Below are 14,446 nucleotides of genomic sequence, written 5' to 3' on the forward strand. Positions count from 1 at the left end.
ATTCCACCATCATCACCGCGTCCTTGGTGCCGGCAACAACCAGATCCAGGCGCTGCTCGGGGTTCAGGCGCAGGTCCTGCATGTCGTCGACGGTCGGGTTCAGAACGTATTCGCCGTCCTCGAAGCCAACACGGGCACCCGCGATCGGGCCCATGAAAGGTGCGCCGGACAGGGTCAGCGCAGCGGAGGCCGCGATCATTGCTACGATGTCCGGGTCGTTGACCAGGTCGTGGCTCAGCACGGTGCACATCACCAGCACTTCGTTCTTGAAGCCGGGGACGAACAGCGGGCGGATCGGACGGTCGATCAGACGCGCGGTCAGGGTTTCTTTTTCGGTCGGGCGCGCTTCGCGCTTGAAGAAGCCGCCGGGCACTTTGCCCGCAGCATAGTATTTTTCCTGGTAGTGCACGGTCAGCGGGAAGAAGTCCTGGCCGGGCTTCTGCTGACGGGCAAAGGTCACGTTGGCCATGACCGAGGTTTCGCCCAGGGTGGCAATCACGGAGCCATCTGCCTGGCGGGCAACCTTGCCGGTTTCCAGTGTGAGCGTTTCCTCGCCCCACTGCATCGATTTCTTCGTAACGTTAAACATCTAGCGTATCCTAAAAGGGAGCGCTCCCGGCCCTCCGGGTCTCCCGTTTGCGTGGCGGCCCCATTGCCGCCGGCCCCACTTATCTTTCTTTCGCGTGCCAGGGCCTGGGCACATCGTCTCAGATAGGCCCGCCCATACATGAGTTTGCGGTAAAATGAAAGGGAAAGCGGTGAAGGCCAGCCGCGATGGGCGGCAGCGCGCCTCGCGGCCCCAGCCTTGCATAGGAACCGGGCGGCACCTAGCGCCGCCCGGTAAAATATCAGTTGGTCGTTTCCAGACCCTCGGGGCGCCCGGCGATAACAAAACGCAACCCGTCGGGGTCCATGAACTCCGCCGCAAAGCTGTTCACGTCATCCAAGGTAACAGCGTTGATCCGGTCGTTGCGGGTTTCCACATAGCCGATCGGCAGGTTGTCCATCTGCATCCCTGCCAGAATCGAGGCGATGCGGCTGTTGCCGTCAAACCGCAGCGGGTAGGCGCCGGTCAGATAGGTTTGGGCGTCCCTCAGCTCCTTCTCCGTTACGCCCTCTTCGGCCATGCGGCGCCACTCGTTGCGGATCACTTCAACGGCTTCAGCCATCTTGCCATTGGCTGAGGCAACGGAACCCATGTAGACCGCCGCCAGATCGCGCGGCACCAGGTAGGAGTAGATGCCATAAGTCAGCCCGCGCTTCTCCCGCACTTCGGTCATCAGCCGGGACTCAAAGGAGCCGCCGCCAAGGATCTGGTTCATCACGTAGGCCGTGAAGAAATCCGGATCCTCGCGCTTGATGCCCTTCTGTCCGAACAGGGCAACCGACTGCGGTGTATCGAAATCCACCACGGTGACGCCGCCCTCGATGGTGACTTCGGCCGGGCCGGGGATCGGCGCGCCCTCTGCGGGCAGTTCGCCCAGCAGATCATCCAGCAGCGCTCCCAGCTCCTCGGCAGTAATGTCGCCTACGGCACTGACATAGAGCCTGTCACGGGCAAAGACCGCCTCGTATGCGTCAAAGATGTCCTGCCGGCTGAGCGCGGCGACGGTTTCCAGCGTGCCCTTGCCATCGCTGCCATAGGGGTGATCGCCGAATGCCATCCTGGAGAACGCCTCACCGGCGATATTGTTGGGGTTCTTCGCATCGGAGCGTAACCCCGCCAGAACCTGCGCCCGCACCCGGTCCAGCGCATCCTGGTCAAATCGCGGCTCGAACAGGGTTTGGCGCAGAAGCGCCATCGCCTCCTCCCGGTTTTCAGTCAGGAAGCGGGCAGAAACAGACACTGAGTCCTTGTCCGCATCATAGGAAAACTCCGCTGCCAGCGATTCCAGGGCCCGTGCATAATCCTGCGCACGCAGATCGCCGGAGCCTTCCTCCAAGAGCCCGGTCATCAGGTAGACCGCACCGCGTTTACCCGGAGCATCCAATGAGGTGCCGCCGCGAAAACGCAGCTCCAGAGCGGAGAAGGGAATGCTGTGGTCTTCCACCAGCCACGCCTTGATGCCGCCCGGAGAGGTGACCTCCTCGATCTTGATTCCGGCCCAGGCGGGCAGCGCCAGGAAACAGGCCACCAGCGCCGCGGCGATGTATTTCAGCGGGGTCATTGGGTTACCTCTTTGTCGCGCATCATCCAGCCGGTGACTGAGGCTTCCGGACGCAGAACTTCATTGGCGGCAGCGATGATCTCATCCGCCGTGACCGATTGCAGGATCTTCGGCCAGTCCTGCACATCCTGCACCGTCAGCCCAATGCTGAGCGCCTGGCCATAGCGGTTGGCTATGCCGTTCACGTTGTCGCGGTCATAGATCTCAGCGGCGCGCAGCTGCAGCTTGATCCGCTCCAACTGGGCTTCGTCCACGCCCCCCTCAAGGAAGCGGGCGATGGTGGCATCCAGTGCCGCTTCGGCGTCTTCCATGCTGACACCCTCAGCCGGAACGATCAGGAAAGTAAAGGACGTGTCGTCCAATGTGCTGCCCGAATAGAAGGCGCCTGTGTAAACCGCAACCTGCTGGTCGAATTGCAGTGCATTGGCGAGGTAGGACGTGTTACCGCCGCCTAAAAGCTCCGCCAGCAAGTACAGCGCCGCGGCTTTCTGCTGGGCGCCGCTGTCGCGCTCCGGTGCCAGGTAGGAACGCTGCACATAGGGCTGCGCCACGCGCGGGTCCTTGAAGGTGAGCCGACGTTCGGCAGTCTGCGGCGGCTCCTGACTGCGGAAGCGTTCCGGCAGATCAGGGTTGGCCGGGATCACGCCATAATACGTCTCGGCAAGCGCCTTCACCTCCTCCGGCTGAACATCGCCTGAGACAACTAAAATGGCGTTATTAGGCGCGTAATAGGTTTGGTAGAAGGACAGTGCATCCTCCATATCCAAGCTTTCCATCTCGTGGCGCCAGCCAATGACCGGCTGGCCGTAGCGGTGATTGAGGTACTGCACCGCGTTCAACTGTTCGCGGAACAGCGCTACGGGATCGTTGTCAGTGCGCTGGTTGCGCTCTTCCAGGATCACCTCGCGCTCGGTGACGATATCCTCCTCGCTGAGGCGGAGGTTCGTCATCCGGTCGCTTTCCATCTGCATCATCAGCTCCAGCCGGTCGGCGGCGACACGCTGGAAATAGGCGGTGTAGTCGTAGCTGGTGAAAGCATTGTCCTGGCCGCCATTGGCGCGCACCGTGGCAGACAGCTCGCCTGGGGCGAGCTTTTCAGTCCCCTTGAACAGCAGGTGTTCCAGGAAATGGGCCACGCCTGACTGGCCAGGCGGCTCATCGGCGGACCCCGCCCGGTACCAGACCATCTGCTGCACCACGGGCGCCCGGTGGTCCTCGATCACGACAACGTCCATTCCGTTGTCCAAGGTGAACGCGGTCACCGCCTCATCCTCGGCCCGAACGGGACCGGTCAAGGCAGCGCTCAGCGCCGCGGCGGCCAATGTGACCCTTTGGATCATCTGGCATCCTCCAAATCTTTGCGTCCCTGCTTTTGGCAGCCAGGGTGCAGTTACTGCTGTATTGTTCTTTGCAGCCGCAATTCGCGGCCCATTGCCAGCAGAATGGCTGCTGTCAACCTACGCGGCTGCTGGCGGCATGCAATACCGGCTGGCAGAAAAGTGAGGGATCAGGACTCGTCTTCAGGCGGCGAGGAAGGCGTCGCCGCGCCTGCCCTGCGGAACTGATCGCTGACGGCAAAAGGATCAATGCTCTGCTTGCGGTACAGCTGTTCGTAGCGGTCCACCGGCACGATCTTGATCCGGCCCAGGTGGCGGTTCCGGTGACGGAACTTTGCGTCTTCCTCCGCCAGCGTCCCGCGCACGCCCGGCTCAACCCCGTAGCGGCTGGACGCTGTGACCAGAGCCGCATCGCCAGACGGCACGCCGCTGCCCGGAACAAGAGCGCCGGGTTTGCCGCCCAGGGCAGCCACGGCATCCGCGTGCGGATTGGCATCGGTCAGGTTGCTGCCGCCGGGCGTCGGTGCCGGCAGGCTGCTGAAGTTATCCGGCGTGCTCAGCGGCTTGGTCGGCAGGACAAGGAATTCGTCCGGGCCGGTCCCCGGCTTCTGAAGAACGCGCAGCCCTTTCTGCGCGCAGCCGGACACTGCCAGCGCGCCAGCCAGAACCATCACTCCGAACGGGATCCGCATTGCCCCAAACTCCTGCCTGTTTCCCGGCGCTTTTATCGCATTTACCTGCCAAGGTCTACGCAGGCTTTTTGCGCCGCCCGTCAAAGAAAATAAGCCCCGCAGCGCCGGCAAAAATGAAAATGTCGGCGACGTTGAACACGAATGGATTCTGGATGCCGCAGCAGGAGGTGTTCAGGAAATCCAGCACATAGCCATACAGCAGCCGGTCCGCGACATTGCCCAGCGCGCCGCCGATCACCAGCCCGGCGGACAGCTGCATGCCCCTGGATTTTGCTTGCCCGCGGCTGACCCACACCGCCAGCACGACACAGATCACGACTGACAGAGCGATCAAGATCCAGCGCGCGGCCTCATCCCCGCCGCCGAACAGGCCAAAGTTGATTCCGGTGTTCTCGCCATAGCGAAAGTTCAGGAATGGCGGCAGCACGTCGATCCGGTGGCGCTGGTCCAGCCCCATCCAGTGGATCACCAGGTATTTGCTGGCCTGATCCGCCAGGAACGAAAGGGCCGCGCCCCAGATCATCCAACGTGCTGCCATGTCTCGCTGCCCCGATTAGTGGCGGAAGTGGCGCATGCCGGTAAAGACCATGGCCAGGCCTTTCTCATTGGCCGCCTTGATCACCTCGTCATCGCGCATCGAGCCGCCCGGCTGGATCACACAAGTACCGCCCGCGGCGGCCGCTTCTAGCAGGCCATCCGGAAAGGGGAAGAACGCATCCGATGCCACCGCACAGCCCTTGGCGAGGCTTTCCTCCAGGCCCAGTTCAGCCGCCATGCGGCCTGCCTTGGCCGCGGCCACGTTGGCGCTGTCCAGACGGCTCATCTGACCAGCACCGACGCCGACTGTGGCGTTGTCCTTCACGTAGACGATGGCGTTGGATTTCACGTGCTTGGCGACTTTCCAGGCAAACAGCAGGTCCTGCATCTGTGCGTCAGACGGCGCCTTCTCGGTGACCACCTTCAGGTCCTCCATGCCGACGTAGCCGACGTCCTTATCCTGCACCAGCATACCGCCGGCCACCTGCTTGTAGGCCACGATGGGCTTGCGCGGGTCCGGCAGTCCATCGGTCAGCAGCAGGCGCAGGTTCTTCTTGGCGGCGAAGATTTCCTTCGCCTCGTCGGAGGCGCCGGGGGCGATCACCACCTCGGTGAAGATCTCGGTGATCTTGGCTGCGGTCTCCGCGTCCAGCGGCTGGTTCAGCGCCACAATGCCGCCAAAGGCCGAGGTGCGGTCGCAGTCGAACGCCTTCTGGTAGGCCTCGGCCAGGGTTGCCCCCTTGGCCACACCGCAGGGATTGGCGTGTTTAATGATCGCGACGGCGGGGCTCTCGGCCGGGTCGAATTCCGCCACCAGCTCATAGGCCGCGTCGGTATCGTTGATGTTGTTGTAGCTCAGTTCCTTGCCCTGCAGCTGCACGGCGGTGGCAACACCCGGCCGGTTGCTGCCATCGGTGTAGAAGGCCGCCGTCTGGTGGCTGTTCTCGCCATAGCGCAGGGTTTGCTTCAGCTCGCCGGCAAAGGCACGGCGGCGCGGGGTCTTCTCTTCCAGCGCCAACGCCATCCAGTTCGACACAGCCGCATCATACGCCGCCGTGCGGGCATAGGCGGTTTGGGCCAGGCGCTGACGGAAGGTATAGGTCGTCTGGCCGTCGTTGTTGTCTAGCTCCGCCAGCAGCGCCTCATAATCCTGGACGTCGGTCACCACGTTCACGAACAGATGGTTCTTGGAGGCAGCGCGGATCATCGCCGGACCGCCGATGTCGATGTTTTCGATCATCTCATCGTAATCTGCGCCACGCGCCAGCGCCGCCTCAAACGGATAGAGGTTCACCACCAGCAGGTCGATGGCGCCAATGCCATGCTCGTTCATCGCGGCCACGTGGGTATCGTTGTCGCGCAGCGCCAGCAGGCCGCCATGCACCATCGGGTGCAGGGTCTTCACCCGGCCGTCCATCATTTCCGGAAACCCGGTCACATCAGAGACGTCTTTCACAGTCAGCCCGGCATCGCGCAGCGCCTTGGCGGAACCACCTGTGGACAGCAGTTCGACACCGCGCGCCTCCAGGGCCTTGCCCAGCTCGATCAGGCCGGTCTTGTCGGATACGGAAAGCAGCGCACGGCGTACGGGGTGAAGGTCGGTCATGGCAGGGCAGGTCCTTTTAAAGGCTCAGTCAAACGTCTCGGGTTCGTCCCGGTTCAGGTCTCGCACGGCAATGGCAGTCTCCTGCGCTTTGCTGAGCGTCCACCGGACGCGGGTGGCATATCCCATCGCCCGCCCGGATAAAACGATCTGCTTTGCCGCACGCGGCTTCAAGCGGGTCTTTTCCAGGAAAACACTCGGCTCCAGCCGCAGTTGGCAGCCGCCGTCGTGACGGAAAACCCAGATTTCCCCGCTCTTGAGCGCCATGGATACTGCCGTGCCGCCCAAGTCAAGGGCCGCGTCCACCTCAGGGTGCAGGTGCAGGCGGATATCAAAGCCGATGCCGCCGTCCGGGCCGGCATCCCGAACCTTCGCGAACTGGCGTTTGGCAGCCTCGTCCAAGGCCACCAGCATGTCCTCGCCGCTAAGGCTGCGCCCGTCAAAGGACAGATCCAGCGTGCGGGCATGGGTCAAACCGAAATGCGCGGCATAGCCATTGTGGCCGCCTTGGAAGCGGAAGCCGTCCGCCAGGTCGGCGACCTCCAGCGGCACGTCGTCCGGGGCTTCTATCAGCTCCTCATGGCCAGTGGTCTTGTGCGGCGGCGCCAGCCGGGCGCTGGAATGGCCTTCGATGCACAGCGTCGTGTGCGAGGGCGTAGCCCGCCCGGCCCGGCGCCACTCCACCCCAAACGTTTCACCGGAGCCGCAATTCACGATCAGCGGCCGCCGCCCCGAAGTCAGCTCAAACGCCAGAGTAGATGCGTGACCATTGTAAGACGCTTTGCCCTTGGGCGGGGCAGAAGCATCGACAATTACCGAGGTACGCCGCGCCGACAGCCGGGCAAAGCCCATCGCCAGCCCGTCGGCATGGCGTTCAGCGACATGGCTGGCAGCAAGCGCATGATCCAGCCGCCCTTCCAGCCCGCGGCCGCCGCCGTGGAACCGCGCCAGGCCGCCATCGCTGTGGCGCAGGGTGCGCAGAGTCGGCGCAATCCGCTCGATGGCAGCAACATGGGCAGGCGGCACCATGCGGCCCGCTTCATGCAGCGCCGCGGCGGCCCAGGTCAGCAACGTGAATACTTCCAGCAGCTCTTCCGGGTTGCGGGTCGGCAAGCCGCCCTGATCGTCGATCTGGGCCTCGCATTCCGCGGCCAAGGCTTTGACCGCCGGGTCCGCCAGTTCTTCCCGCCCTTGCAAAGACAGGCCCGCATAAATCAGGCCGCATAGGGCTTCGAACCGCGGCAGGCCGGGGGCCGCCCCCTGCCAGCGCTGGGACAAAAACCAGGTCTGCCTGGCCAGGGAGCCATAGAAGGCCTCGGTCTCGTCCTTGTCCTTGCCGCTCAGCAGGAACAGCGCGTGGTTGATCCAGCGGATCACCCGCCGCCCGGTCAGATCCGGCAGCCAGGCCAGACCGCCGCCGCGACCATGCTGCGCAATCCAGCCCCAGACCCATTTCTGCGCCTTCAGCCGCGCCTTGAAATCCCCCACCGCGGCCAGATCGTCGAGCCAGGCAAACCCGTGCCGCTCGGCATCAAAGGCCGCATCCGGTGCTGCGACTTCCCACAGGCCGGTGTCAGGTGATTCGACCAGATAACCGGCAAACAGCAGATTGCCAGCCACCAGCTGCCGCCCGCGGGCAAAACTGCCGATGGTGCGCGGTTCGGGCTGCGAGACAAACCCGGTCGCCGCAGGCTGCCTGCGGGCCCGCCAAGCGTAATACCGGTTCAGTAGGCGGGTGCCGCGGCCTGCCATTCTGTCATAAGTGGACATGCTCTTTTTGCCTCACGCCAGAGGAGTATTCCGGGGCGTTTTGGCTGGAGCATAGCGCGGGGTATGCAAGGAGTCACCGGCGAATGCCGGGCACATCCCGGGGTCACGCTGTTTTGCGCAAAAGGGCCATGTAGAAACCATCCATGCCGCCGCGCTCTGCCCAGTAGTCGGGGCGCAGGCGCAAACCGCCCTCCTCGGTGATCCATTGCGGATCAACACCCGGCAGCGCCAGCGCATCGCGGTCTGCCGCCATGTCCGGAAACATATCCAGCGCCTCCTCGACCTGGCATTCGCCCTCGTCCGGCAGCAGCGAGCAGGTGCAAAACATCAGCCGCCCCCCGGGTTTCACCAGCGACCAGGCATGGGCGAGCATCTGCGCCTGCAGCTCAATCAGGGCGCCGAATTCGCTGCCGTCCTTGGCCTGCGGCAGATCAGGATGGCGGCGGATGGTGCCCGTGGCGGAACAGGGCGCGTCCAGCAGCACCGCGTCATACTGACCGGTCTGCTCCAGCGCATCGCCGACCACCAATTCGGCCTCAAACCTGGTGCGCTCCAGGTTCTCCCTCAGCCGCGCCACGCGGCTTTCCGAGATGTCGACAGCCGTCACCTTGGCACCGGCAGCGGTCATCTGCATGGTCTTGCCGCCAGGTGCCGCGCACAGCTCCAGCACCCGCTCGCCAGGCTGGGCGTTCAGAATTCTGGCCGGTAGAGCAGCCGCAGCATCCTGTACCCACCAGTCGCCTGAATCGAAGCCTGGCAGCGATGACACCTGCCCGGCATTGGCGAGCCGCACTGAACCGGTGGGCAGAAGTTCTCCGCCAAGCGCGCTCAGATCCGCATCCGGCTTGCCGGTGATATCCAGCGGCGCTCCGGCAAAGTGCGCTGCCTCCATGCCCAGCATCGCCTCGGCGCCCCAGGCCTGCACCAGCGGCTTGCGCAGCCAGTTCGGCAGCCGCGGCGTGCGCAGCTTGGCCCATTCCGCGGGGCCTTCGTCAGCAACCTTGCGCAGCACTGCGTTGACCAGCCCCTTCAGCTGCCCGTGACGGCGGTGTTTGGAGACGATGGCGACCATCGCATTCACCACCCCATGCGCCGCGCCGCCCGAGCACAGCTCCACCGTGCCCAGACGCAGCACGTTCATCACCATCAGCGGCGGCGTCTTCTTGAGGTGCTTTTTCAGGATCCGGTCCGCGCGCTCCAATCCGCGCAGGGTTTCCGCTGCCAGCCTTTGCGCCCGGGCCCGGTCTTCCGGCGCCAGTTTCTCCAACGCCCCGGCAGCATAGCATTCCGCCAGCAGCCGCCCCTCTCCCAGCACCTGATCCAGCAGGTAAACCGCGGTGCGGCGGGCGTGATTGGCATCGGACATCTGGCAACTCCATGGGGGCGCGGCTTGTTTGCGCGGGACAGGGGCGTATATCATGGGCGGAGCATAAAGGAACCCGCGATGAGCGAAGAGACTGCACCCGAGAAGAAAGACCTGCCCGCCGCCGCCCTGCGTGCGCTGGCCGAGGCTGAGGAGCGCCGCAAGGCCGCAGAATCGCAAGACCCGCGTCCCAAGGAGCTGGGCGGCCGCGACGGCCCCGACCCGGCACGCTAGGGCGACTGGGACAAAACGGGCACCGCCCTCGACTTTTAGGGCTCGCTGCGGGGGCCCGCCCCCGCACCCCCGGAGTATTTCTGGAAAGATGAATGAAGCGCCGCTCTTTCATCTTTCTCTAAATACTCGTGCCTGAGGCAGCGGCCCGTCAGGGCCGCCTCTTTGACGTCACAGACCCAGCACATCCACCATGTCGTACTGGCCCGGCCCCTTGTCCTGGCCCCACAGCGCGGCCTTCAGCGCGCCGCGGGCGAAGATGGCGCGGTCGGTGGCCAGGTGGCGCAGCACAATCCGCTCTCCCGCCGCTGCAAACAGCACATCATGCTCCCCCACAATGTCGCCGCCGCGGATGGCGGTGAAGCCGATGTCGCCGCGCTTGCGGGCGCCCGTGATCCCGTCGCGGCCAGAATCGCGCACATCAGCCAGCTTGACACCGCGGCCTTCGGCGGCAGCTTCGCCCAGCATCAGCGCGGTTCCGGAGGGCGCGTCCACCTTGTGATGGTGATGGGCCTCGATCACCTCGATATCGAAATCCTCGTCCAGCGCGGCGGCCACTTTCTTGGTCAGCTGCACCAGCAGGTTCACACCCAGGCTCATGTTGCCCGCACGGATGATTACCGCGTGGCGGGAGGCCGGTTCCAATTGGGCAATCTGCTCGTCCGTCATGCCGGTGGTGCCGATCACATGCACCGCGCGGGCCTGGGCTGCCAGCTTGGAAAAGGCCAGTGTCGCCTCCGGCGCGGTGAAGTCGATCACCGCCTGCGCCTTGGAAAACGCCTCCAGCGCGTCTGCCGTCACGGTCACACCAACCGGCTGGCCGCCCATCACCTCGCCCACGTCACGGCCGACCCATTCATGCCCTTCGCGCTCAACTGCCCCCACCAGCGTGGCCTTACCGCTTTCCAGCACCGTCTTGATCAGCATCTGCCCCATGCGGCCCGATGCGCCGGTAATCACGATCCCTGGTTTGTGAGTCATTGGCCAATTCCCTTGTTCAAGCTGGATTTGTCCTACAGTGCCGGGCAGCGCTTGGCAAAGCCCGCGATCCGGCATAGATCGGAATCATGGCAAAGAACAAATTCCACGATGGCCCCGGCCCGTCCCAGCGTCAGCTTCGCGTCGGCGAACTGATCCGCCGCACCCTCTCTGAGGTGCTGGCGCGCGGCGACGTGCACGACCCGGACCTGAACCGCATGTCGATCACCGTGGGCGAGGTGCGCACCTCCCCCGATCTGAAAATCGCCACCGCCTTTGTGCTGCCCTTGGGCGGCAAGGGGCAGGAGGATGTCCTGAAGCTTCTGGCCCGCAACAAGAGCGAGCTGCGCCGCATGGTCGGCAAGAAGCTGGGGCTGAAGTTCACCCCCGATCTGCGCTTCCGGCTGGACGAGACTTTCGATCAGATGGACGACACCCGCCGGATGCTGTCCCAGGACGCGGTGCGCCGCGACGTCGAAGAGTGATCCGCAGGGCCGCCTTGCTGCTGGCTGCACTATGGACCGCCCCTGCGGCGGGTGCGGTCGACTGCAGCGATGTGGCCTATGACGGCAGCCGCTATTCGGTCTGCGAGGTGGACGCCGCCCGCGAACAGCTGCGGCTGTTTCTGAAGGATGGCGACGGCCAGGTCTACGGGCATTTCTCCACCCTGGAGGCGGCGCTGGCGGAGGACGGCAAAGCTCTGGCCTTTGCCACCAATGCCGGCATGTACCATACCGACCGCTCTCCCGTCGGCCTTTATGTCGAGGACGGCGCACAGGAGATGCGGCTGGTGACCAATGCCGGGCCCGGCAACTTCGGCCTGCTGCCCAATGGCGTCTTCTGCATCAGGGAAGGCCGGGCGGACGTGATTGAAACGCTGGCCTTTGAGGCTGCGGCGCCCAGCTGCACCTACGCCACCCAGTCGGGTCCGATGCTGGTAATCGATGGGGAGTTGCACCCGCGCTTCCTGCCAAACTCCGACAGCTACTACATCCGCAACGGGGTGGGCACTTCAGCCGATGGCACACGAGTGGTTTTTGCGATCTCCCGCAACGCGGTAACCTTTCACCAGTTCGGCAGCCTGTTCCGCGATTACCTGAAGCTGCCTAATGCGCTCTATTTCGACGGCAATATCTCGCGACTGCATGCACCGCAGCTGGGCCGCAGCGACGCGGGCTTTATGATGGGGCCCGTGGCGGGCGTGGTCGAGGGCGCTCAGTCAGGCGACTGAACGCCATCAACCGGGACGTTTGCGCATCTGCCGCACCATCGGGACTGTATAGATCACCAAAGCTGCCCAGATCATCGGAAACGCGATCATCCGGGCTTGGCCGAATTCCTCCCCGAACAGCAGCACTGCGGCCAGCATAATCATTGTCGGGGCGATGTATTGCAGAACTCCCATGGTCGACAGCCGCACCAGCTTGGCACCATTTGCATAGACAATCAGCGGCACCGCGGTGACCACGCCGCAACCCAGCAGCAGCGAGGTATCGCTGAGCGAGCCGCCAAAGCTGCTGCTTCCGGTGGCTGTCAGATACCCGAAATAGCCCAGCGCAGGCGCCAGCAGGATCAGCACCTCCAACAGGAACCCCTGGTTGGGGCCAATCGGCAGCGATTTCTTGAAGAACGCGTAGAACCCCCAAGTCAGTGTCAGGCCCACAGCGACCCAGGGCACCCGGCCCGCTTCCAGCGTCAGCACCAACACCGCAGCGGCGGCAAGCGCAACAGCCGCCAACTGCGCCTTGCTCAGCGGCTCGCGCAGCAGGATGGCGCCTAGTGCAATGCTGAACAGCGGGTTGATGTAATAGCCAAGCGCCGCGTCCAGCGCCCGCCCGGCCGCAATCGACCAGACATAGATGCCCCAGTTCACCGAAATCAGCGCTGCGGTGAGGCAGGCCATGCCCAGCATCCGGGGGTTCTTGAGTGCGGCCTGCAACTCCTTGGTCCGGCGCAGGATGATCAGCAGCGCGCCGGCCACCGGCACCGACCAGATCACCCGATGGACCACAACTTCAGCGGCGGGAATATGCGACAGCGCTTTCATGTATAGCGGCAGGAACCCCCACAGCAGATAGGCGGTGACGGCAAAGGCCAGCCCGCGGGGCGTATCCATATTTTCAGTGGGTTGCGGTGTCATGCGGCGCTCCTGTTCAGGGCGCACTTATGGCTGATTTTGGACCGGAAGGAACTTTGTTTTCCGTGATACCGGGTATTCAGCCGCGTTATGGGCTGCAGCCCGCCCCCCTGCCCCGCAAGAAAAAACGGCTCCGGAAACCGGAGCCGCAAGTCAATCGTTTGGGGTGCGGGTGCGCTTCAGGCTTCCAGCGACCGGCGCAGCATTTCGACGTCCTCGGCGATCTGGCCGTCGGTCAGCTTCAGCTCCTCGATGCGCTTGACACCGTGCATCACGGTGGTGTGGTCGCGCCCGCCAAAGCGGCGGCCGATCTCGGGCAGAGAGCGGCTGGTCAGCTGCTTGCACAGGTACATCGCCACCTGGCGCGGGCGCGCATAGGAGCGCAGCCGCTTGGGGCCGATGATGTCGGACATCCGGATGTTGTAATACTCGGACACCTTGCGCTGGATCTCCTCGACGGTGATCTTGCGCTCAGAGGCGCGCAGCACGTCGGCCAGGCAGTCCTGGGTCAGATCCATGTCGATCTCGCGGCCCACCAGCGAGGCAAAGGCGAACAGACGGGTCAGGGCGCCTTCGAGCACACGCACGTTGGTCGAGATCCGGTGCGCCAGGAACTCCAGCACGCCGTCGGCGATGCGCAGATCCGGATAAGTCTCGCGCTGCTGCTGCACCTTGGTCTGCAGGATGCCCAGACGCAGTTCGTAATCGGTCGGGTGCAGGTCCACCACCAGGCCGCACTGCAGGCGCGATTTCACCCGGTCTTCCAGATCCTTGATCTCACCCGGGGCGCGGTCAGCAGAGATGATGATTTGCTTGTTCTGGTCCACCAGCGCGTTGAACGTGTGGAAGAACTCCTCCTGGGTGGAGTCCTTGCCGGCGATAAACTGAACGTCATCCACCATCAGCACGTCGACAGAGCGGAACAGATGCTTGAAGTCCATCATCTTGCGCTCGCGCAGGGCCTGCACGAAGCGGTACATGAACTGTTCCGCTGACAGATACAGCACGTTCAGATGCGGATTCTTTTCCTTCAGCTCCCACGCGATGGCGTGCATCAGGTGGGTTTTACCCAGGCCCACACCGCCATACAGGACCAGCGGGTTGAAGGTCACCGGGCCACCCTCGCCGACGCGGCGCGCCGCGGCATGGGCCAGTTCGTTCGGCTTGCCGACCACGAAGCTGTCAAAGGTAAAGCGCGGATCCAGCGGTGCCGCCTGCAGCGCCTCCAGCGTGTCTTTGCCTGCCGCCGTTGCCGGGGCCGGAGCGGTCGCGACCGCCAGATCATCCTGCACACCGCCAAAGGACTCGGCCGCAACGGCCGGCTCAACCGGACGCGCCGGGCTGTTCGCAGCCACCCGGAAGGCCAGACGCTGCACCGGCTCGCCGGACATGGTCAGCTCGTGCAGAATAAGGTCTGCAAAGTTCTGGCTAACGTAATTTCCCATGAAATTCGTCGGCACTTTGAAGACAGCAACTCCGCCGTCCACAGTGTCAAATTCAAGGGGCTCAATCCAGGTGGTGAAATTGTTCTGGCCAACTGTCTTCAACAGCCGGTTCCTGAGCTGTCCCCATTTTTCTTCTGTCATGCTGCGCCTCACGCGTCCCCAAAAAGCAGCGGCCCCTAGACCGG

Annotated in this window: 13 protein-coding genes and 1 pseudogene; 3 read left to right on the forward strand and 11 right to left on the reverse strand. The window is 64.0% G+C overall.

The genetic code is table 11. The features are described from left to right. From AC4HIX_RS18495 to AC4HIX_RS18530, 8 genes and pseudogenes are all read right to left on the reverse strand, one after another. Positions 1 to 589 (reverse strand): annotated as a pseudogene (locus AC4HIX_RS18495) (polyribonucleotide nucleotidyltransferase); the annotation flags it as partial. Between the two features lie 259 nt (positions 590 to 848). Then, entirely contained in the window at positions 849 to 2,168 is a 1,320-nt protein-coding gene (locus AC4HIX_RS18500; RefSeq protein WP_490400054.1) for a M16 family metallopeptidase, read from the reverse strand. Beyond that, positions 2,165 to 3,508: a M16 family metallopeptidase gene (locus AC4HIX_RS18505; RefSeq protein ID WP_490400055.1), complete on the reverse strand. Its 1,344-nt coding sequence runs from the start codon at positions 3,506 to 3,508 to the stop codon at positions 2,165 to 2,167. The genes AC4HIX_RS18500 and AC4HIX_RS18505 overlap by 4 nt, the downstream gene beginning before the upstream one ends. A gap of 167 nt (positions 3,509 to 3,675) precedes the next feature. Further along, positions 3,676 to 4,197: a DUF3035 domain-containing protein gene (locus AC4HIX_RS18510; protein ID WP_490400056.1), complete on the reverse strand. Its 522-nt coding sequence runs from the start codon at positions 4,195 to 4,197 to the stop codon at positions 3,676 to 3,678. A 55-nt stretch (positions 4,198 to 4,252) separates the two neighbouring features. Next, the gene (gene lspA / locus AC4HIX_RS18515) at positions 4,253 to 4,735 is read right to left on the reverse strand and encodes a signal peptidase II (RefSeq protein ID WP_475048949.1); all 483 of its coding nucleotides are present in this window, start codon (positions 4,733 to 4,735) and stop codon (positions 4,253 to 4,255) included. A 15-nt stretch (positions 4,736 to 4,750) separates the two neighbouring features. Beyond that, positions 4,751 to 6,340 carry a bifunctional phosphoribosylaminoimidazolecarboxamide formyltransferase/IMP cyclohydrolase gene (gene purH, locus AC4HIX_RS18520; RefSeq protein WP_490400057.1) on the reverse strand — a complete coding sequence of 530 codons (1,590 nt, stop codon included), beginning with the start codon at positions 6,338 to 6,340 and terminating at the stop codon, positions 4,751 to 4,753. 24 nt (positions 6,341 to 6,364) lie between these two features. Next, positions 6,365 to 8,107: a heparinase II/III family protein gene (locus AC4HIX_RS18525; RefSeq protein WP_490400058.1), complete on the reverse strand. Its 1,743-nt coding sequence runs from the start codon at positions 8,105 to 8,107 to the stop codon at positions 6,365 to 6,367. A 103-nt stretch (positions 8,108 to 8,210) separates the two neighbouring features. Continuing rightward, the gene (locus tag AC4HIX_RS18530) at positions 8,211 to 9,473 is read right to left on the reverse strand and encodes an RsmB/NOP family class I SAM-dependent RNA methyltransferase (protein ID WP_490400059.1); all 1,263 of its coding nucleotides are present in this window, start codon (positions 9,471 to 9,473) and stop codon (positions 8,211 to 8,213) included. A gap of 78 nt (positions 9,474 to 9,551) precedes the next feature. On the opposite strand from AC4HIX_RS18530, the gene AC4HIX_RS18535 reads away from it, so the two are divergent. Next, positions 9,552 to 9,704, forward strand: a complete 153-nt coding sequence (locus tag AC4HIX_RS18535; protein WP_490400060.1) for a DUF1674 domain-containing protein — start codon at positions 9,552 to 9,554, stop codon at positions 9,702 to 9,704. A 168-nt stretch (positions 9,705 to 9,872) separates the two neighbouring features. Here AC4HIX_RS18535 and dapB read toward each other — a convergent pair whose 3' ends face one another. Continuing rightward, the gene (gene dapB / locus AC4HIX_RS18540) at positions 9,873 to 10,682 is read right to left on the reverse strand and encodes a 4-hydroxy-tetrahydrodipicolinate reductase (protein WP_490400061.1); all 810 of its coding nucleotides are present in this window, start codon (positions 10,680 to 10,682) and stop codon (positions 9,873 to 9,875) included. 86 nt (positions 10,683 to 10,768) lie between these two features. On the opposite strand from dapB, the gene rbfA reads away from it, so the two are divergent. Together rbfA and AC4HIX_RS18550 are read left to right on the forward strand one after the other, a co-directional pair. After that, on the forward strand, positions 10,769 to 11,164 hold the full coding sequence (gene rbfA / locus AC4HIX_RS18545) for a 30S ribosome-binding factor RbfA (RefSeq protein WP_027245073.1): 396 nt from the start codon (positions 10,769 to 10,771) through the stop codon (positions 11,162 to 11,164). Between the two features lie 17 nt (positions 11,165 to 11,181). Continuing rightward, positions 11,182 to 11,910 carry a phosphodiester glycosidase family protein gene (locus AC4HIX_RS18550; protein WP_490400099.1) on the forward strand — a complete coding sequence of 243 codons (729 nt, stop codon included), beginning with the start codon at positions 11,182 to 11,184 and terminating at the stop codon, positions 11,908 to 11,910. Positions 11,911 to 11,916: 6 nt separating this feature from the next. Here AC4HIX_RS18550 and rarD read toward each other — a convergent pair whose 3' ends face one another. Together rarD and dnaA are read right to left on the reverse strand one after the other, a co-directional pair. Then, on the reverse strand, positions 11,917 to 12,819 hold the full coding sequence (rarD, locus tag AC4HIX_RS18555; protein ID WP_490400062.1) for an EamA family transporter RarD: 903 nt from the start codon (positions 12,817 to 12,819) through the stop codon (positions 11,917 to 11,919). Positions 12,820 to 12,995: 176 nt separating this feature from the next. Further along, positions 12,996 to 14,402: a chromosomal replication initiator protein DnaA gene (dnaA, locus tag AC4HIX_RS18560; protein WP_490400063.1), complete on the reverse strand. Its 1,407-nt coding sequence runs from the start codon at positions 14,400 to 14,402 to the stop codon at positions 12,996 to 12,998. Between the last annotated feature and the right edge of the window lie 44 nt (positions 14,403 to 14,446).

Source organism: Leisingera sp. (assembly GCF_982940295.1).

Bases quoted from the DNA above. Each gene is read 5' to 3' on its own strand.
- purH (WP_490400057.1), bottom strand. From the start codon at position 6,340: ATGACCGACCTTCACCCCGTACGCCGTGCGCTGCTTTCCGTATCCGAC.
- rarD (WP_490400062.1), bottom strand. From the start codon at position 12,819: ATGACACCGCAACCCACTGAAAATATGGATACGCCCCGCGGGCTGGCC.
- AC4HIX_RS18530 (WP_490400059.1), bottom strand. From the start codon at position 9,473: ATGTCCGATGCCAATCACGCCCGCCGCACCGCGGTTTACCTGCTGGAT.
- AC4HIX_RS18505 (WP_490400055.1), bottom strand. From the start codon at position 3,508: ATGATCCAAAGGGTCACATTGGCCGCCGCGGCGCTGAGCGCTGCCTTG.
- AC4HIX_RS18510 (WP_490400056.1), bottom strand. From the start codon at position 4,197: ATGCGGATCCCGTTCGGAGTGATGGTTCTGGCTGGCGCGCTGGCAGTG.
- dapB (WP_490400061.1), bottom strand. From the start codon at position 10,682: ATGACTCACAAACCAGGGATCGTGATTACCGGCGCATCGGGCCGCATG.
- AC4HIX_RS18535 (WP_490400060.1), top strand. From the start codon at position 9,552: ATGAGCGAAGAGACTGCACCCGAGAAGAAAGACCTGCCCGCCGCCGCC.
- dnaA (WP_490400063.1), bottom strand. From the start codon at position 14,402: ATGACAGAAGAAAAATGGGGACAGCTCAGGAACCGGCTGTTGAAGACA.
- AC4HIX_RS18525 (WP_490400058.1), bottom strand. From the start codon at position 8,107: ATGTCCACTTATGACAGAATGGCAGGCCGCGGCACCCGCCTACTGAAC.
- AC4HIX_RS18500 (WP_490400054.1), bottom strand. From the start codon at position 2,168: ATGACCCCGCTGAAATACATCGCCGCGGCGCTGGTGGCCTGTTTCCTG.
- lspA (WP_475048949.1), bottom strand. From the start codon at position 4,735: ATGGCAGCACGTTGGATGATCTGGGGCGCGGCCCTTTCGTTCCTGGCG.
- rbfA (WP_027245073.1), top strand. From the start codon at position 10,769: ATGGCAAAGAACAAATTCCACGATGGCCCCGGCCCGTCCCAGCGTCAG.